The sequence below is a fragment of the Microbacterium faecale genome, assembly GCF_014640975.1.
Taxonomy (GTDB): domain Bacteria; phylum Actinomycetota; class Actinomycetes; order Actinomycetales; family Microbacteriaceae; genus Microbacterium; species Microbacterium faecale.
This window is the reverse complement of sequence record NZ_BMHO01000001.1, coordinates 1,630,490-1,649,006: the sequence shown is the minus strand read 5'-3', so window position 1 is coordinate 1,649,006 and position 18,517 is coordinate 1,630,490. Positions and strand designations below refer to the sequence as shown.

The 18,517-nt window shown below is 70.0% G+C and carries 11 protein-coding genes; 6 read left to right on the top strand and 5 right to left on the bottom strand.

All coding sequences use genetic code 11. From position 1 onward, the window contains the following. Positions 1 to 17 precede the first annotated feature (17 nt). Positions 18 to 1,538 (top strand): dolichyl-phosphate-mannose--protein mannosyltransferase, encoded by a 1,521-nt coding sequence (locus tag IEW87_RS07775; RefSeq protein ID WP_188711698.1) that lies wholly within the window; start codon positions 18 to 20, stop codon positions 1,536 to 1,538. Between the two features lie 13 nt (positions 1,539 to 1,551). Here IEW87_RS07775 and IEW87_RS07770 read toward each other — a convergent pair whose 3' ends face one another. Next, on the bottom strand, positions 1,552 to 2,388 hold the full coding sequence (locus IEW87_RS07770) for an aldo/keto reductase (RefSeq protein ID WP_188711697.1): 837 nt from the start codon (positions 2,386 to 2,388) through the stop codon (positions 1,552 to 1,554). Positions 2,389 to 2,446: 58 nt separating this feature from the next. Here IEW87_RS07770 and hrpA point away from each other — a divergent pair, with 58 nt between their 5' ends. The 5 genes from hrpA to IEW87_RS07745 all read left to right on the top strand — a co-directional run bounded on the left by hrpA (position 2,447) and on the right by IEW87_RS07745 (position 12,981). Beyond that, positions 2,447 to 6,472 carry an ATP-dependent RNA helicase HrpA gene (gene hrpA / locus IEW87_RS07765; protein WP_188711696.1) on the top strand — a complete coding sequence of 1,342 codons (4,026 nt, stop codon included), beginning with the start codon at positions 2,447 to 2,449 and terminating at the stop codon, positions 6,470 to 6,472. Between the two features lie 114 nt (positions 6,473 to 6,586). After that, positions 6,587 to 8,605, top strand: a complete 2,019-nt coding sequence (locus IEW87_RS07760) for an acyltransferase family protein (RefSeq protein WP_188711695.1) — start codon at positions 6,587 to 6,589, stop codon at positions 8,603 to 8,605. Between the two features lie 87 nt (positions 8,606 to 8,692). Continuing rightward, a complete protein-coding gene (locus IEW87_RS07755) occupies positions 8,693 to 10,900 on the top strand; it encodes an NADP-dependent isocitrate dehydrogenase (RefSeq protein ID WP_188711694.1) in 2,208 nt (735 codons plus the stop codon). Between the two features lie 96 nt (positions 10,901 to 10,996). Continuing rightward, on the top strand, positions 10,997 to 11,977 hold the full coding sequence (locus IEW87_RS07750; protein WP_188711693.1) for a Gfo/Idh/MocA family protein: 981 nt from the start codon (positions 10,997 to 10,999) through the stop codon (positions 11,975 to 11,977). Positions 11,978 to 12,000: 23 nt separating this feature from the next. After that, positions 12,001 to 12,981 carry an NYN domain-containing protein gene (locus tag IEW87_RS07745; RefSeq protein ID WP_188711692.1) on the top strand — a complete coding sequence of 327 codons (981 nt, stop codon included), beginning with the start codon at positions 12,001 to 12,003 and terminating at the stop codon, positions 12,979 to 12,981. A gap of 34 nt (positions 12,982 to 13,015) precedes the next feature. On the opposite strand, the gene IEW87_RS07740 is transcribed toward IEW87_RS07745, so the two are convergent. Genes IEW87_RS07740 through IEW87_RS07725 form a run of 4 tightly spaced genes read right to left on the bottom strand, consistent with a single transcriptional unit; the run spans position 13,016 to position 18,516 of the window. Continuing rightward, positions 13,016 to 14,167: an ROK family transcriptional regulator gene (locus tag IEW87_RS07740; protein WP_188711691.1), complete on the bottom strand. Its 1,152-nt coding sequence runs from the start codon at positions 14,165 to 14,167 to the stop codon at positions 13,016 to 13,018. Positions 14,168 to 14,225: 58 nt separating this feature from the next. Then, the gene (locus IEW87_RS07735; protein WP_188712700.1) at positions 14,226 to 16,589 is read right to left on the bottom strand and encodes a beta-xylosidase/alpha-l-arabinosidase; all 2,364 of its coding nucleotides are present in this window, start codon (positions 16,587 to 16,589) and stop codon (positions 14,226 to 14,228) included. A gap of 38 nt (positions 16,590 to 16,627) precedes the next feature. Next, positions 16,628 to 17,509 (bottom strand): carbohydrate ABC transporter permease, encoded by an 882-nt coding sequence (locus IEW87_RS07730; RefSeq protein WP_188711690.1) that lies wholly within the window; start codon positions 17,507 to 17,509, stop codon positions 16,628 to 16,630. Then, a complete protein-coding gene (locus IEW87_RS07725; RefSeq protein WP_188711689.1) occupies positions 17,506 to 18,516 on the bottom strand; it encodes a carbohydrate ABC transporter permease in 1,011 nt (336 codons plus the stop codon). The genes IEW87_RS07730 and IEW87_RS07725 overlap by 4 nt, the downstream gene beginning before the upstream one ends. Position 18,517: the final 1 nt, after the last annotated feature.

Genomic DNA, 18,517 nt, shown 5'->3' with positions numbered 1-18,517 from the left:
CACCCTAGGCTTGTCGCGTGACCGACCGTACGCCCGGAACACGCGCCGTCCGCGTGGCGAGCTGGGCCGTGCCCGTGGGCGTCACGGCGCTCGCGGCGCTGACGCGCTTCACGGGGCTCGGCGGGCCGGACGAGCTGATCTTCGACGAGACCTACTACGTCAAGGACGCGTGGACGCTCTGGCAGCTCGGCTACGAGGGCACGTGGGGCGGCGATCAGAACGCCGCGTTCGAAGCCGGCGAGCGAACGGGGTTCTCCGAGGAGGGCTCCTTCGTCGCCCACCCGCCGCTCGGCAAGTGGATCATCGGCCTCGGCATGGCGCTCGCGGGCTCTGACCCGTTCGGGTGGCGCGCGGCGACAGCCGCCGTCGGCACGCTCCTCGTCGCTCTCGTCTACATCGTCGCGCGACGCATGACGGGATCCGTCGCCCTCGCGGGCGTCGCGGGCACCCTGATGGCGATCGACCCGCTCGCGGTGTCGATGAGTCGCGTCGCGCTCCTCGACACCCAGCTGTCGTTCCTCGTCCTGCTCGCGTTCTGGTTCTCGCTGCTCGATCGGCGCCGGACCGTCGCCGCGATTCATGCCGGCACCGCTCGCGACCCGGTCGCGGGCCCCGTGATCTGGCGCCGCCCGTGGATCATCGCGGCGGGCCTGACTCTCGGCCTCGCCTCCGCGGTGAAGTGGTCAGGGCTCTACGCGCTCGCGGTGCTCGGCATCACCATCGTCATCGCCGACGCGATCGACCGACGCCGCGCGGGCGTCGACCGCTGGGCCGAGTCCGCGATCGGCCGCCAGGGCCCGGCGTCGTTCCTCCTGCTCGTCCCCCCGGCGCTCGTGACCTACCTCGTCAGCTGGACAGGCTGGCTCGTCACCTCCGGCGGCTACGACCGCCAGTCGGCCGCGAACCCGTTCGTCGCGCTGTGGAACTACCACGAGGGCGTGTTCGCGTACCACCGGAGCGTCACGAGCGGGCACACGTACGCCAGCCCGGCGCTCGAGTGGATCCCAATGCTCAATCCGACCCTGATGTACCGCGAGGCCGGCGAGGGCGGATCCGTCGGGCTGATGGCCGCGCTGCCCAACCCGCTGCTGTGGTGGGTCGGCATGATCGCGCTCGCGGCGCTCGCGGTGCGCATCGTACTGGCCGCGCTCGGGCGAGCGCGGGTAACGGGATCCGAGTGCCTCGTGGGCGCGGGAATCCTCGCGACATACGCGCCGTGGCTGCTGCTGCCCGGACGGACGATGTTCACGTTCTACGCGGTCACCGCGCTGCCGTTCGTGATTCTCGCGGTCGTACTTACCGCGCAGCGCATCGCGCGCACGCCCGCACCCACCCTGCTCGCGGACCCGTCGCTCGACGAAGTTCGCGCCGAGCAGGAGCGCGTGCGGGGCATCGGCGCCGTGCGCCGCACGGCCGTGCGCGTGACGATCTGCCTCATCGCGGCCGTCGGAATCTTCTTCCTGCCGTTCGGAACGGGCTGGCTGGAGCCGGACGCCCTCTACCGGGCGCACCTCTGGTTGCCGAGCTGGTTCCTGTAACGCGCCCGCCCGCTCAGTTCAGCTCGAGGGGGTGCGCACCGACGCGCCCGGATCCGTCACCCGGGTCGGTCGCCGAGATCGCGGCGACCTGGTCATCGTCGAGCTGGAAGTCGAAGACGTCGAAGTTCTGCTCGATGCGCTCGCGGTGAACCGACTTCGGGAACACGATGAAGCCGCGCTCCAGGTGCCAGCGGATCACGACCTGCGCGGGCGTCTTCTCGTGCGCCTCGGCGGCCGCGATCACCGCGGGGTTGTCGAACAGCGGGTACTTGCCCTGGCCGAGCGGGCCCCACGACTCGATCGCCATTCCGTTCGCTGCGGCCCACTCGGTCACGTCGGACTGCTGATGGGCGGGGTGCAGCTCGATCTGGTCGACGGCGGGCACGACACCCGTGTCCTTCACGATGCGATCGAGGTGCTCGGGGAGGTGGTTGGAGACGCCGATAGACGTCGACAGCCCCGCGTCGCGGATCTCGATGAGCTTCTGCCACGCGTGAGAGTAGGTGTCCTTCTCCGGCGCCGGCCAGTGCGTCAGATACAGGTCGACGTGGTCGAGGCGCAGCTTGTCGAGGCTCGCGCGGATGGCGTCGTGCGGTTTCTCATCTGCCTGGTGGTCATTCCACAGCTTGGTGGTGATGAAGAGGTCCTCGCGCGGAATGCCGCTCTTGGTGATCGCGGCGCCGACGCCCTCCTCGTTCTTGTAGATCGCGGCGGTGTCGATGTGTCGGTACCCGACTTCGAGCGCCTCCGAGACGGCCTTCTCCGCCTCCTGCGGCGGGACGAGAAACACCCCGAAGCCGAGCTGCGGGATCCCGTGACCGGAGTTGAGCTTCACAGTGGGAACAGTCATGGCCCCATCGTAGGGGCGCGGCCACCCGCGCCGCAGCGGCCGCTTAGACTGAAACGTCATGTCCGCGTCTGCCCCCGTGATCTCCTACCCCGACGACCTGCCGGTCAGTCGCGCGCGCGGTGAGATCGCTGAGGCGATCCGCGCGCACCAGGTCATCATCGTCGCGGGGGCGACCGGATCCGGCAAGACGACGCAACTGCCGAAGATCGCCCTCGAGCTGGGACGAACGGCGATCGCACACACGCAGCCGCGGCGCCTGGCGGCGCGCACGATCGCCGAACGCGTGGCCCAGGAGATGCAGGTCGAGCTCGGCTCGACGGTGGGCTACAAGGTGCGGTTCACCGATCAGGTGTCGAAAGCCACGCAGATCGCGCTCATGACGGATGGGATCCTGCTGAACGAGATCCACCGCGATCGGCTGCTCACCCGCTACGACACGATCATCATCGACGAAGCGCACGAGCGCTCGCTCAACGTCGACTTCCTCCTCGGCTACCTGAAGCGGATCCTCCCGGAGCGGCCGGACCTGAAGATCATCATCACGTCGGCGACGATCGATCCCGCCTCGTTCGCGGCTCATTTCGCGGACGCAGGCGGCCGCCCTGCGCCGGTGATCGAGGTCTCCGGCCGCACCTTCCCCGTGGAGATCCGGTACCGCCCGTTCGCGAGCGACGACACAGGTACGGCAGGTTCCGCCGATTCGGATCGCGCCGCAGGCGAATCGGTCGTCGCCGCCGTAGACGGCCCTCGCCCTGCCGAGGAGGCGGTCGACGAGCGGATCTATCGCGCCGACGATGAGGTCTCGGCGATCGTCGAGGCGCTGCGGGAGCTGGACCGCGAGCCGGCGGGCGACGTGCTCGTCTTCCTCCCCGGGGAGGCGGAGATCCGCGATGCCGCAGACGCCGTACGCGGGGCGTTTCAGAACCCGGCGGCGCCGACCGAGGTGCTGCCGCTGTACGGACGGCTGAGCGCCGCAGAGCAGCACCGCGTCTTCGAACCGAGTCGCATCAACGGCCTCCGGCGCCGCGTGGTCCTCGCCACCAACGTCGCGGAGACCTCGCTCACTGTTCCCGGCATCAAGTACGTCATCGACGCGGGCACCGCACGGATCTCGCGTTACGCCACCCGTGCGAAGGTACAGCGCCTGCCGATCGAACCGGTCTCCCAGGCGTCCGCGCAGCAGCGGTCCGGCCGCGCGGGACGCACGAGCGACGGCATCGCGATCCGGCTGTACGCGCACGACGACTTCACGCGCCGCCCGGAGTTCACGGATCCCGAGGTCCTGCGCACCTCGCTGGCGTCGGTCGTGCTGCAGATGCTCGCCCTCGGCTTCGGCCGCATCGACGAGTTCCCCTTCCTCACCCCGCCGGACTCGCGCGGCGTGAAGGCGGCATTCGACCTGCTCACCGAGCTCGGCGCCGTGTCGACATCGCGCGGCGAGGCGCGCCTGACGAAGATCGGCCGCCAGATCGCGCGTCTGCCGATCGACCCCCGCTTCGCGCGCATGCTCGTGGAGGCGAGCCGTTCCGGTGTCACCGACGACGTCCTCGCGATCGTCTCCGGCCTGTCGATCCAGGACGTCCGCGAACGTCCCGAGGAGCAGCGCGAGAAGGCCGACCAGTCGCACGCGCGATTCACGGATCCGTCGAGCGACTTCCTCAGCCTGCTGAACCTCTGGAACTACCTGCGCGCGCAGCAGCGCGAGCTCGGATCGAGCGCGTTCCGGCGTCGAGTGCGCTCCGAGTTCCTCAACTATGTGCGCGTGCGCGAGTGGTTCGATGTGCACCGCCAGTTGCGCTCGCTCACGCGGGACCTCGGCGCGCGGAAGCGCGACGACGCGAGCGGCCAGAGCGCGCGCGAGACGCCCGCGCCGGTGCGGCAGCGCGCAGGCGCGGAGCCCGAGGGACATCCGCGCGGCGACGCGATCCATCGGGCGCTGTTGGCGGGCCTGCTCAGTCAGATCGGGGTGCTCGACGAGCGCGATGCGCGCCGACAGAAGGGGTCCCGCCGTCCCGGGCCGGGGAGCTACCGTGGCGCGCGGAACGTCTCGTTCCAGATCTTTCCCGGCTCCGGACTGAAGAAGGCCAGGCCGCAGGCCGTCATGGCGGCCGAGCTCGTGGAGACGTCGCGCCTGTTCGCCCGGACCGTCGCGGCGATCGACGTCGCGTGGGCGGAGAGTCTGGCGGGCGATCTCGCCAAACGCCAGATCTCTGAGCCGCACTGGTCGAAGGACGCCGGCGCCGCCGTCGCCCACGAGAAGGTCACGCTGTTCGGCGTCGAGATCGTCTCCCGGCGGCGGATCCAGTTCGCGCGCGTCGACCGCGCGGCCGCCCGGGAGCTGTTCGTCCGTCACGCGCTTGTCGAGGGCGAGTGGGATCCCACCCGCCTCGCCAAGCCCGTGACGCGCTTCCTGCGGCAGAACGCCGACCTGCGCCGCCGCCTCGAGAAGCTCGAGGAGCGCGAGCGACGACGCGACATCCTCGCGGGAGACGAGGCGGTGTTCTCGTTCTACGACGCGCGGATCCCCGCCGAGGTCTTCGACGTGCGCAGCTTCGAGGCCTGGTGGCGGCGCGAGCTCGAGAGCGCGCCAGACCACCTGACGATGGCCGAGGGCGACCTGATCGACGGCGAGGCCACGGCCGACGCGAAGGACTTCCCCACGAGGTGGACGCAGGGCGACCAGACGCTCGATCTCGCGTATCGGTTCGAGCCGGGCGCCGACGACGACGGCGTCACGGTCGTGATCCCGCTCGCGCTGCTCGCCGCAATCGATTCCCGTGGGTTCGACTGGCAGGTCCCGGGCCTGAGGGCCGCCCTCATCGCCGCGATGCTCAAGTCGCTCCCCAAGGTGCTGCGTCGCCACGTCGTGCCCGCAGCGGACTGGTCGGAGAAGTTCGCGGTGGAGCTCGCGGGCGAGGGCCCCGAAGACCACGCGGGCCGTCCCCCCGCGAGCCTGGCCGAACGCCTCGCACGGCTCGTGCAGGTGCAGGCGAATCAGCGGGTCTCCCCCGAGGACTTCGACGTCGAGCGCGTGCCGTCGCACCTCACGATGTCCTTCCGCGCCGTCGATCCGCGCGGGCGCACCGCCGGATCCGGACGCGATCTCGGCGAGCTGCAGCGGAGCCTCTCCGGGCGCGCCCGCGACTCGGTCGCGCGTCAACTCGCGCGACCCGCCACGCGCGGCGGTCGGACGGCGGATGCAGCCGCCCGCGTGGCCGCTCCGGCAATCGAGCGCTCGGGACTGACGGACTGGTCATTCGGCGACCTTCCCGCGCAGGTCGACACCCGCGTCGCGGGCGGTATCGTGCGCGGCTATCCGGCCCTCGTCGACGAGAAGACCTCGGTGGCCATCCGCGTCGAAGCGACCGCCGAGGAGGCTGCCTTCCAGACGCGCGCCGGACTCCGCCGCCTCCTGCTGCTGACCGTCCCCTCCCCTGTCGGTTACGTGCAGGAGCACCTCTCGGCGCAGGAGAAGCTCGCCCTCGCCGCCTCACCCTATGCGTCGCCGAAGGCCGTGATCGAAGACTGCCGTGCCGCACTGGCTGACCAGGCCATCGCGCGCCATGGCGCGGTGCGCACGCGCGCCGCGTTCGACGCGCTCAAGCAGGAGGTCACCGCCGGATCCGTCGACGACGTGTTCGGCGCCGTCTCGCTCACGGCGGAGATCCTCACCGCGTGGCGCGAGGTCGAGCGCGCGATGAAGACCGCGAACTCGATGGCGCTACTCGGTGCGCTGAACGACGTGCGCGGGCAGCTCGATGGCCTCGTCCACAACGGCTTCGTGCACGAGGCGGGCCTCGGCCGGCTGCGCCACCTCACGCGCTATCTCGCGGGGGTCAAGATCCGCCTCGAGCAGCTGCCCGACCACCCGGGACGCGACCGCGCGTGGATGACGGAGTTCGAGCGGGCGCAGCGCGCGTTCGACGACGCGGGCGGCGAGATCCCGCTGTCGCCGCGAGCCGACGAGCGGATCGTGCGCGCCCGCTGGCTGCTGGAGGAGCTGCGCGTGGGCCTGTTCGCGCAGCGCCTCGGCACCGCCGAGACGGTGTCGGTGCAGCGGGTAGTGAAGGCGCTCGCCGGCTGATGACGCCCACGAGTGCTCTCACGCCCCCGCGAGCGCCGAAATCGGCGCGGCCGCACTCGCGAACGCGGGGCCGTGGCGCCGAACGTCGAGCCCGCGGAATCTAGACTCATCGGGATGCAGCCCCACGCACCCACGCGCCAGCGCCGCGACATCCAGGGTCTCCGCGCCCTCGCGGTGCTCGCCGTCATCGCCGCGCACATGACGGGCGCGCCCGCGGGCGGCTTCGTCGGCGTCGACGTGTTCTTCGTCATCTCGGGCTTCCTCATCACGGGGTTGCTGCTGCGCGAGATCGACCGCACCGGCACGATCTCGTTCCGTCGCTTCTACGAACGGCGCGCGAAGCGCATCCTCCCCGCCGCCCTCGTCGTGATCGCCGCCACGGTAGCCGGATCGTTCGTGCTGCTCGGCGAGCGGAGCCGCGACATCGCCGTCGACGGCATCTTCAGTGCGCTGTTCGCAGGCAATTGGCGCTTCGCGTTCGACGGCATCGATTACTTCGCGCAGGGGACCCCGCCGTCACCGCTGCAGCATTACTGGTCGCTCGGCGTCGAGGAGCAGTTCTATCTCGTGTGGCCGTGGGTCATGCTCGCGATCGTCTCGCTCGCCGCGACGCGGCGAATGCGCCGCACGCGCATCGCGATCGTCGCGCTCACCACCGCCTCCTTCGCCTGGGCGCTGTACGAGACGATCGCGAACCCCGCGTTCGCCTACTTCTCGACGTTCTCGCGCGCCTGGGAGCTCGGCATCGGTGCGATCCTCGCGTTCCTCCCGCACCTGCGCTTGTCACACGCGTGGCGGCATGTGCTCGCATGGACAGGGATCGCGAGCATCGCCGCGTCGCTCGTCGTCATCACCCCGACGTCCGTGGGATGGCCGGCACCGCTCGGGCTGCTGCCCGTCGTCGGATCCGCGCTCGTCATCATCGCCGGCACCGACGAGACCGTCCGCCCCCCGCGGATCCTCACGAACCGCGTCGCGACCTACCTCGGCGACATCTCCTACAGCCTCTATCTCTGGCACTTCCCCGTCGCGATGCTGCTGGTCGCGATCATTCCGACAGGGACCGTCGCGTACGTCCTCCTCGCCCTCGCCCTCACGCTCATCCTGTCGGCGCTGTCGTATCACCTGGTCGAGAATCCCGCCCGGCGCGCGAGGTGGTTCGCGTGGCGAGGCGGCCGGATCCGCGGCCTCACGCGCGCATGGATCCCGACAGCCGCGTCGCTCGCGATCGTCGCCATCGCCGGCACGGCCGCGTCCGCCATCGTGATGCCGCTGCAGGCGGACAGCGGAAGAATCGACGCGATCGAGACCGTGTCGCCCGACGGCGAATCCGCGGGCGAGGTCGACTGCACGGGCGCCGGATCCGCCGTTCACCGCGACGCGTGCGCGGAGGAGACATTCGACGGCCTGATCCCGGCTCCCGACGCGCTCGAGGCCGACACGGGCGACGCGTACGCCTGCTACATGGGCGAGAACGCGTCGCTGCTGTCGTGCTCGCACGGACCCGAGGCGGACGACGCGACGCGGGTCGCGCTCGTGGGCGACAGCCACGCGGCCGCGCTGCTGCCCGCGCTCGAACCGCAGCTCGCCTCGCTCGGCTGGAGGCTCGACACGTACGTCGGGCGGGGCTGCGCGCTCATGGCTCCGCCGGAGCAGACGAGCGACTGCGACGTCGCGCGTCCCGACATCAACGCTCAGCTCGTCTCCGGCGATTACGACATCGTCCTCGCGACCTCGACGCGGCGTTTCGCGACTCCCGCGGACAGCCACGCGGCGATCCTGACGGAGATCGCGGCGGCCGGCACCCGGGTCGTCGTGATCGAGGACAACCCGATGCCGGACGAGGAGTCGATCGCGTGCACGACGCGCCTCGGCGCGGGCGCCGACAGCGGCTGCGGCACGAGCGCCGACGTCGCGCTCGCCTCGCCCCACGTGCTCGCCGACGTCGCGCGCGAGAAGGGCGTCCCGGTCGTCGACATGACCGATCTGTACTGCGTGGACGGATTCTGCGACGGCATCGTCGGCGGCGTGATCGTCTACCGCGATGCCCACGGCCACCTCACGCAGTCGTGGGCGCAGACGATGAGCGCACCGCTGACCAGGCGGATCCTGTCGGCCGTCGACGCCCCCTGATCTGCAATACGCAGGCGGCTCCGGTATCTTGATGTCGAGAAATTCGTCTCTTCCTCGACCCCCGAGATTTCTGGAGCGCACTCACGCATGTCCAAGATCATCTACACGCATACTGACGAGGCGCCGCTCCTCGCGACCTATTCGTTCCTTCCCATCGTGAAGGCGTTCGCCGACAAGGCGGAGATCGCATTCGAGACGCGCGACATCTCGCTCGCCGGTCGCGTGCTCGCGCAGTTCCCCGAGCGACTGACCGCCGAGCAGCGCATCGGCGACGCGCTCGCCGAGCTCGGCGAGCTCGCGGAAGACGCGGCGGCGAACATCATCAAGCTCCCGAACATCTCGGCCTCGATCCCCCAGCTGAAGGGCGCGATCGCCGAGCTGCAGGCACAGGGCTACGACGTTCCCGATTACCCCGAGGACCCGCGCACCGACGACGAGAAGGACATCGCCGCGCGCTACGACAAGGTCAAGGGCTCCGCGGTCAACCCGGTGCTGCGCCAGGGCAACAGCGACCGCCGCGCTCCCGGCGCGGTGAAGGCGTACGCGAAGGCGCACCCGCACCGCATGGGCGCCTGGTCGAGCGACAGCCGCACGCGCGTGGCGACGATGGGCGAGAACGACTTCCGGACGAACGAGAAGTCGTGGGTCGCGCCCTCCGATGACACGCTGCGCATCGAGCTCGTCGAGCGCGGCGGCGAGGTCACGGTGCTGAAGCAGTCGCTGCCCGTCCTCGCCGGCGAGGTCGTTGACGGCACGTTCCTGAGCGCGAAGGCGCTCGACGCGTTCCTCGCCGAGCAGGTCGCGGCGGCGAAGCAGGAGGGCGTGCTGTTCTCCGCGCACCTCAAGGCGACGATGATGAAGGTCAGCGACCCGATCATCTTCGGCCACGTCGTGCGCGCGTTCTTCGCACCGGTGTTCGCGCAGTACGGATCCGACCTCGCGGCGGCTGGGCTGTCGGCGAACGACGGTCTCGGCGCCATCTACGCAGGACTCGAGAAGCTGCCGAACGGCGAGGAGATCCGCCGCGCGTTCGACGACGCGATCGCGGCCGGTCCCGACCTCGCAATGGTCAACAGCGACAAGGGCATCACGGGCCTCCACGTGCCGAGCGACGTCATCATCGACGCGTCGATGCCCGCGATGATCCGCGGCGGCGGCAAGATGTGGGGCCCGGACGGAGCCGAGCACGACACCCTCGCTGTCATTCCCGACTCGTCGTATGCGGGCGTGTACGCGGCCGCGATCGAGGATTGCCGCGTCAACGGCGCCCTCGACCCGGCGACGATGGGCACCGTGCCCAACGTGGGCCTCATGGCGCAGAAGGCCGAGGAGTACGGCTCGCACGACAAGACCTTTGAGATCCCCGCGGACGGCACCGTGCGCGTCGTGACGAGCGCCGGCGACGCGGTCATCTCCCACGACGTCGAGGCCGGCGACATCTGGCGTGCGTGCCAGACCAAGGACGCCCCGATCCGCGACTGGGTCAAGCTCGCGGTCACCCGCGCACGACTGTCCGACACTCCCGCGGTGTTCTGGCTCGACGAGACGCGCGCGCACGACGTGAACCTCATCGCGAAGGTGAACGCCTACCTGCCCGAGCACGACACGAGCGGCCTGGACATCCGGATCCTCGCCCCGTCGGAGGCGACGCGCCTGTCGTTCGAGCGGATGCGCCAGGGACTCGACACGATCTCGGTGACCGGCAACGTGCTGCGTGACTACAACACCGATCTGTTCCCGATCCTCGAGGTCGGCACGTCCGCGAAGATGCTCTCGATCGTCCCGCTGATGGCGGGCGGCGGACTGTTCGAGACGGGTGCGGGCGGATCCGCGCCGAAGCACGTGCAGCAGCTGGTCGAGGAGAACTACCTGCGCTGGGACTCGCTCGGCGAGTTCTTCGCGCTGGCGGCCTCGTTCGAGCACCTCGCGCTGCACACGGACAACCCCCGCGCGCGCGTCCTCGCCGAGACCCTCGATGCGGCCACGGCGTCGTTCCTGGAGCACGACCGCTCCCCCGGCCGCAAGCTCGGCACGATCGACAACCGCGGTTCGCACTTCTACCTCGCGCTGTACTGGGCCACCGAGCTGGCGGCCTCTGCCGACGCGGCACTCGCGACGGCATTCGCGCCGCTGGCCGAGACGCTCACGGCCAACGAGCAGAAGATCGTCGACGAGCTGATTGCGGTGCAGGGCAGTCCGGCAGACATCGGCGGCTACTACCGCTCCGATGACGAGAAGACCAAGCGCGTCATGCGCCCGTCGTCGACGCTCAACGAGGCGATCGACAGCTTCTGACCGCACGGCAGGGCGGGTCGGTTCCCAGGGATCCGGCCCGCCCTGCCGCGTATTCGGCGCGCCGGGTGGAGTGCGCGCGACCGATATGCTCGGGGAATGGCACTCGGTTGGGGAATCCTCGCGACAGGCGGGATCGCACACGCATTCACGAAGGATCTGCTGGTGGCGGGGCTGACGGTGGCCGCCGTCGGCTCGCGCACACAGGAGTCTGCGGAGCGGTTCGCGCGACCGTACGGCATTCCGAACGCGCACGGCTCCTACGAGGCTCTCGTCGCGGATCCATCGGTCGACATCGTGTACGTCGCGACGCCGCACCCGCAGCATGCCGCGGCCGCGACGCTCGCGCTCGAGGCTGGTAAGCACGTTCTCGTCGAGAAGCCGTTCACGCTGAATGCGCCCGAGGCGCAAGCCGTGCGCGACCTGGCGGCGGCTCGCGGTCTCCTCGTCATGGAGGCCATGTGGACGCGGTATCTGCCCCACATGGTGCGGATCCGCGAGATTCTCCGCGAGGGCACGCTCGGCGAGCTGCGCATGGTCACGGCCACGCACGCGCAGTCGGCGCCGACAGACCCGACGCACCGCCTCAACGACCTCGCGCTCGGCGGGGGCGCGCTCCTCGACCTCGGCGTGTATCCGGTCTCGTTCGCGTGGGACATCTGTGGGCGGCCGGAGGCGATCTCCGCGACCGCACGGCTCGGCGAGACCGGTGCCGACACCGACGTCGTCGCCGTCATGACGCACGCGGGCGGCCTCATCTCGACGAGCATCTCGAGCTCGCGCGGCATGGGACTGAACTCGGGCCACATCCTCGGCACCGCGGCACGGATCGACATCGACAACTTCTGGCTCGCGCCGACGACGTTCCGGGTCACCGCGACGGACGGCACCGAACTCGAGCGGTTCCACACCGAGATCGAGGGTCGGGGGATGCAGTTGCAGGCGCTCGCCGCCGAGCGCGTCATCGCGGAGGGCACGGGCGCTCCCGAGGAACTGCCGGTCGACGAGAGCGTCGAGATCATGGCCACGCTCGACGAGATCCGCCGCCAGATCGGGCTCGCCTACCCAGGGGACGCGTGACGCCAGACGCGTAGGCTCTCGATATGACCTCTCCTCATGACGACGGCCGTGTCGCCGTCTACCTCGACTTCGACAACATCGTCATGAGCTGGTATGACCGCGTGCACGGCCGCAACGCATATTCTCGCGACCGGCAGCGCATCGCCGAGGATCCGACCGAGCCCGAGATCGCGGAGCGCCTCGCGGCGGCCACGATCGACGTCGGCGCGATCATCGACTTCGCCTCGAGCTACGGCACCCTCGTCCTCACGCGCGCGTACGCGGACTGGTCGTCGCCCGTGAACGCTATCTACCGTCGACAGCTCGTGGCGCGAGCCGTGGATCTCGTCCAGCTCTTCCCCGCCGCGGCGTATGCGAAGAACGGCGCCGACATCCGCCTCGCGGTCGACACCGTCGAGGACATGTTCCGCCTCCCCGACCTCACGCACGTGGCGATCGTCGGCGGTGACAGCGACTACGTGCCGCTTGCGCAGCGGTGCCGGCGACTCGGTCGGTACGTCATCGGCGTCGGAGTCGCGGGATCGACCGCGAAATCGTTGGCCGCCGCCTGCGACGAGTTCGAGCCCTACGACACGCTGCCGGGCGTCCCGGCCCTGGAGAAGCGGCAGAGCTCCGAGTCGAAGAAGCGCGCACCGCGCGAGGCGACCGAGACCGCCGAGCAGAAGCCGACGAGGCGACGCCGGACCGCCGCTCCCGTCGAATCACCGGAGGAGGCCGCCGAACCGGACGTCGCTGTCACGACCTTCGACGAGACGCCTCCCGAGGATCTCCATGCCGTCGCGACGAGCCTCCTCGAACGGGCGCTCCGCGTCGGACAGAACAAGGCTGACGACCAGGGATTCCTCTACGCTTCGGCGGTCAAGCAGCACATCCGCCGCATGGACCCGTCCTTCAGCGAGAAGGCGCTCGGCTACCGGTCGTTCAACGACTTCCTGACCTCGCGCGACACCCTCACCGAGGTGCGCGAAGAGGGCCACGAGCGCCTCGTGCGCCTCCGGGAGTAGCGGCCCCGGCATGCGCTTCCGTTGAGGCCCGCCGTCAGCGAGCGGCGAGCAGCGGATCCGCGACCACGCGCTCGAACACGCGCTCGGCCGCGCCGATCAGCAGGCGCGCGTCGGCAAGCGCGGCGGACCGGATGGCGAGCTGTTCGGCCGGGGCGGCGAGCATCTGCGAGCGCACCTGCGCGTCGAACGACTCCGGATCCGTCGCGCGCAGCGCCGCGAGGAAGCCGCCCAGCACGATCATCGACGGGTTGAGCGTGTTGGCCGCGTTGGCCAGTGAGGCCGCGAGGATCCGCCGCTGACGGCCGACCTCGGCGGTCGCGGTCGACGCGAGCGCGTCTGCGAGCCGATCGTCGTCGCTGACGCCCAGCGCCGCGAACAGTCGCGCGCGATTGACCTCGTCCTCGAGCACGCCGCCGGGAACGCGACGATCGACCGCGTCGGAGATGCTCGGGCTGTTCTGTCCCCATTCCCCGGCGTAGCCGCCGGCGCCGCCGATGCTGTGACCGCCGAGGATCACGCCGCCGCCGATGCCACTGGCACCCCCGTTGAGGTACACGATATCGGAGTGGCCGTGTGCCGCACCGAACAGCCATTCGGCGAGCGCGCCGAGGGAGGCGTCGTTGCCGATAGAGGTGTGCAGGCCCGTCCGCTGCGCGATCGGCGACGCGAGGTCGACATCCTGCCACTTCAGGTGCGGTGCATTGCGGACGATCCCGTCGGCGTCGCGCACGAGGCCGGGCACGGCGACACCGACGCCCGCGATGCGACATTCGGCGAGCGCGTCCGCGGTCCAGCCCGCGACGACGGCGGCCACGCGCTCGGCCGTCTCGTCGGGCGAAAGCAGGTGCCCGATCTCCTGTCGCGTGCGCACGCGCACGGAGCCTCCGAGCTCGACCGCTCCGATCTCGAGCGCGTCGACCTCGGGATTCACCGCGATCGCGACGACATCGCGCGATGGCACGACGGTCGGCGATGGACGGCCGACGCGGCGCGTCGGGTCCGGCTCGCGTTCGTGGACAAGCCCGTGCTCTGCGAGCGCGACGACGAGGCCACCCACCGTCGAGCGGTTCAGGCCCGTGCGCTGCGTGAGCGCCGCGCGCGAGAGCGGCCCGGCGTGATGCACGAGCTGCAGGATCGTGCCGAGGTTCTGTCGCCTGACGCCCTCGACGTTCGATCCGCTGCCCATGTTGCTCCTGACGTTATGGCCAAAATCCTATCGGCCGGGAGCTGCCGGGCCGCGCACCTCAGGCGATGCGCACACCCACGATCCGCGGGTCGGCAGGCGTGACCTCGTGCACGGGTCCCGTGAGCTCGACGCGCGTCCGCGCCGTCGCCGCGCCGGGAACGACGGGGGCGGCCTGTGCGGCGTCGGCCGCGGCGGGGCCACCAGCTGCGGCATGCGCCCCCACCCACACGTCGACCGCGCCCGGCTCGACGACTCGCACCATCCGCCGGTCCGAGAACGCGAAGCGCGTGGCGGGCACGTCGAACTCGACACGCGCGCTCTGCCCCGGCGCGAGCTCCACGCGGGCGTAGGCGATCAGCTGCACGACGGGGCGCGTGACGCTGGCCACCACGTCCCGGCCGTAGAGCTGCACGACGTCAGTGCCCGCCACGTCGGAGGTGTTCGTCACGGTCACGGCCGCAGTGAACGCGCCGCTGGTCTCCGCCGCGGTCGCACACGCGAAGTCGTCGTACGCGAACGTCGCGTACCCGAGTCCGAACCCGAACGGGCGCACGGGCGTCGGATCCGTCGAGGTCACGCTCGAGGCACCGCCGAGCGGCGGGTGCAGGTACGTGAACGGCTGCGCGCCGGCCGCGCGCGGCAGGCTCACCGGCAGACGACCCGAGGGCGAGACCGTGCCCGAGAGGATCTGGGCGATCGCGGGACCGCCCTCCTCGCCCGGGAAGAACGCCTGCAGCACGGCGCGCGGACGCGGCTCCGCGCCGTCGAGCGCCCAGCCGATTGCGTAGGGGCGTCCGGTGAGCATCACCATCACGACGGGCGTGCCCGTGGCGGCGACGCGCGAGACGAGCTCGCGCTGCACCCCGGGAAGCTCGAGCGATTCGGTGTCGTTGCCCTCGCCGACGGATCCCCGGCCGAAGAGGCCGGCCTGGTCGCCGACCACGATGATCGCGACGTCGGCGTCGGCCGCCTGCGCGACGGCGTCGTCGATTCCGGCAGTGTCGAACCCCTCGACCTCGCAGCCGCGGGTGACAGTCAGCTCGGCGTCCGGGAACTCGGAGCGCAGCGCCTCGGCCACGGTCGGGATCTCGAGCCCGATGTCGTGCCCAGGGTGGTGCGCGAGCACGTGGTTGGCGAACGAGTAGCATCCCTGCAGCGCCTCGGGCCGGTCGGCGTTGGGGCCGATGACGGCGATTCGCCGCGCATCCGCCGTCACCGGGAGCGCGCCGTCGTTCGAGAGCAGCACGACCGATTCAGCCGCCAGGCGCCGCGCGATGTCGCGGTGGCGCGGCGTGTCGAGATCAATCACTGACGGAGCGTCGTCGTCGAAGGCGTTCGGCTCGAGCAGCCCGAGCTCCTCCTTCTCGGCGAGCACGCGCAGCACGGCGCGATCGATGAACCGCTCGTCGATGTGACCCGAGCGGACCCGCTCGATGAGGGGCTCGAGATACGCGTCTCCCGAGGGAAGCTCGACGTCGATGCCGGCCTCCAGCGCCCACTGCGCCGCTTCTCCGCGGTCGGCCGCGAGACCATGCATGATCTCGAGGAACGCCACCGAGAAGTAGTCGGCGACGACCGTGCCCGTGAATCCGAGTTCCTCGCGCAGTAGGCGCGTGAGCAGCTGCGGCTGTGAGGCGACCGGCACGCCGTCGATCTCGGTGTAGCTGTTCATGACGCTCTTCGCTCCGCCGTCGCGGATCGCCATCTCGAACGGTGGCAGGTAGACGTCCGCGAGCTCGCGCGGCCCGGCGTGCACGGGCGCGTGGTTGCGCCCCGCCTGCGACCCGGAATACGACAAGAAGTGCTTCAGTGTCGCGTGGATGCCGGCCTGCTGCAGTCCGCGGACGAACGCGGTACCGACGGTGCCGACGAGGTACGGATCCTCGGAGATGCACTCGTCGACGCGCCCCCAGCGCGGATCGCGCACGACGTCGAGCACCGGGGCGAGGCCCTGGTGGACGCCGAGCTGCGCCATCGATTCCCCGATCGCCGAGGCCATCTCGGCCACGAGATCGGGGTCGAAGGACGCGCCCCAGGCGAGCGGAGTCGGGAACGTCGCGGCCTTCCATGCCGCGAGCCCCGTCAGACACTCCTCGTGCACGAGAGCCGGGATCCCGAGTCGCGTCTCGCGCACCAGTCGGCGCTGCTCGTCACGGAGCCAGGCGGCGCGCTGGGCCGGATCCACCGGACGCGTCCCGTACACGCGCGTGTAGTGTCCGATCCCGTGCCGCGTGATGTCCGCGAGCGTGCGGGAACCGTCGCTCGTCGTCATCTCGTCGGCCATCGGGGCAACGACCTCGCCGCCCTGGTCGAGCCAGTATCCGACGATCTGCGCGGCCTTCTCCTCGAGCCTCATCGAGGCAAGAAGCGCGCGGACGCGTTCTGACACCTCGGGCATCGCGGCGATCGCGTCCTGCTGCATGGTCACCTGGGGCGTTCCTTCCATCGACGATGAGCTGGTCATCCCTTGACTGCTCCGGTGAGGCCGCCGACGATCCGCTTCTCGAACAGGCTGAAGAAGATCAGCGCGGGGACCATCGACAGCGATGTGTACGCGAGCACTCTGGCCGTGTCGACCGAGTACTGCGAGGCGAAGTTCTGCACGCCGAGCGGCAGTGTGAACAGCCCCGGATCACTCAGGATGAACAGCGGCAGAATGTATCCGTTCCACGTCGTGACGAACGCGAGGATCCCGACGGTGATGACACCGGGCAAGCTCAGCGGGATCACCATCCGCCAGAAGAACCCGAGCCGTCCCGTGCCATCGATCGACGCGGCCTCCTCCAGCTCGCGCGGAATCGCACGGAGGAACGGTACGAGGATGATGATCGTCGTCGGGAGCGCGAACGCGATCTGCGGCAGGATGATGCCCCAGAGGCTGTTCACGAGCCCGAGGTTGCGGATCAGCAGGTAGAGCGGCGTGATCGCGACGGTCGCCGGGAACATCAGCCCCGCGGCGAACAGCGAGTACATCGCACCCTTGCCGAAGAAGTCGTACCGCGCGATGACATAGCTCGCCATCACGCCGAGCGTGACCGCTCCGACCGTGGTCGCCACCGCCGAGATCGTCGAGTTGCCCATGGCAACCCAGAACTCGCTGCTGACGAGCACGCCGCCGTAGTTCTCGAACACCCACGGGGTGGGGAACCCGGACGGATCGAGCGTGATCTGCGCGTTCGTGCGGAACCCGCCGATGATGACGTAGAGGACAGGGCCGATGCACACGGCGACGAGGATCGTCGCCATCAGGTACACCCAGCCGCTCGCTCCGCCCGTGCGGGCACGCGACGAGCGACGCCGACGGGTGCCGACCGCGCCGATGGCGACCGATGTCGAGGTCATGACTTCTTCCTTCCGCTGTCGCCGGTGACGGCGCCCGCGGTGTCACGGCGCAGCGCGATGCGCTGGTACGTGAGCGCGATGATCAAGGAGATGAGGAACAGCAGCACGGCGACCGCGTTACCGAAGCCGTAGTTCCCCGCGAGGTGACCGTTCTGGTACATGTACGTCGCCATCGTCGAGGTCCCCGCCGTGGCGGCGATGTACTGACCCCAGATGATATTGACGAGGTCGAAGAGCTGCAGTGAGCCGATCATCGACAGGAACGCCCAGATGCGGATCGTCGGGCCGAGCAGCGGAAGCGTGATGTGCCACTGCGACTGCCAGAAGGTCGCGCCGTCGATCGCGGCGGCCTCGTACAGCTCCTCCGGGATCGACTGGAGCCCGGCGAGCATGAGGATGACGGCGAAGCCGATGTACTTCCAGCTGATGATGAACATCAGCGTGCCCATCGCGATGCCCGGTTCGGAGATCCACGACTGCTGCCAGGCGCCGAGCCCGACCTTCTCGAGGAACGAGTTGACGGCGCCGACGTCCTGCAGCATGAGCGACCAGCCGGTGCCGACGACCACCTCGGAGATCACGTACGGCACGAAGATGAGCACGCGAATCAGGCCGCGTCCGCGCATCTTCTGGTTCATCAGCAGCGCGAAGAGGATCGCGAGGGGGCCCTGCAGGATGAGCGAGGCCACGACGATGAACATGTTGTGCATCACGGCCTCGCGGAACGTCGGATCCTGCAGGATCATGACGTAGTTGTCGAGCCCGACGAAGTCCTCGGGGAACCCGAAGCCCTTCCAGCGGAAGAAGCCGTAGAACGCCGCCATCAGCACGGGGAAGATGACGAAGGTCACGAAGATGAGGATGCCGGGACCGGCGAGAAGCGCGATCTCGCCGCGCTTTCGCCAGTCCGCACGCGCCTTGCGAGGCGCCGGGGACGGCGCGTTCGCGCCGCCCCCGGTGCCCCGCTCCCCGGCCGTGCGCGCCGCGTACGTTGCGGGGGAGGTCATA

What these genes read in the sequence shown, in the direction of transcription:
- IEW87_RS07770 (WP_188711697.1), bottom strand. Translation starts at nt 2,388, where the DNA reads ATGACTGTTCCCACTGTGAAGCTCAACTCCGGTCACGGGATCCCGCAG.
- hrpA (WP_188711696.1), top strand. Translation starts at nt 2,447, where the DNA reads ATGTCCGCGTCTGCCCCCGTGATCTCCTACCCCGACGACCTGCCGGTC.
- IEW87_RS07760 (WP_188711695.1), top strand. Translation starts at nt 6,587, where the DNA reads ATGCAGCCCCACGCACCCACGCGCCAGCGCCGCGACATCCAGGGTCTC.
- IEW87_RS07755 (WP_188711694.1), top strand. Translation starts at nt 8,693, where the DNA reads ATGTCCAAGATCATCTACACGCATACTGACGAGGCGCCGCTCCTCGCG.
- IEW87_RS07750 (WP_188711693.1), top strand. Translation starts at nt 10,997, where the DNA reads ATGGCACTCGGTTGGGGAATCCTCGCGACAGGCGGGATCGCACACGCA.
- IEW87_RS07745 (WP_188711692.1), top strand. Translation starts at nt 12,001, where the DNA reads ATGACCTCTCCTCATGACGACGGCCGTGTCGCCGTCTACCTCGACTTC.
- IEW87_RS07740 (WP_188711691.1), bottom strand. Translation starts at nt 14,167, where the DNA reads ATGGGCAGCGGATCGAACGTCGAGGGCGTCAGGCGACAGAACCTCGGC.
- IEW87_RS07735 (WP_188712700.1), bottom strand. Translation starts at nt 16,589, where the DNA reads ATGCAGCAGGACGCGATCGCCGCGATGCCCGAGGTGTCAGAACGCGTC.
- IEW87_RS07730 (WP_188711690.1), bottom strand. Translation starts at nt 17,509, where the DNA reads ATGACCTCGACATCGGTCGCCATCGGCGCGGTCGGCACCCGTCGGCGT.
- IEW87_RS07725 (WP_188711689.1), bottom strand. Translation starts at nt 18,516, where the DNA reads ATGACCTCCCCCGCAACGTACGCGGCGCGCACGGCCGGGGAGCGGGGC.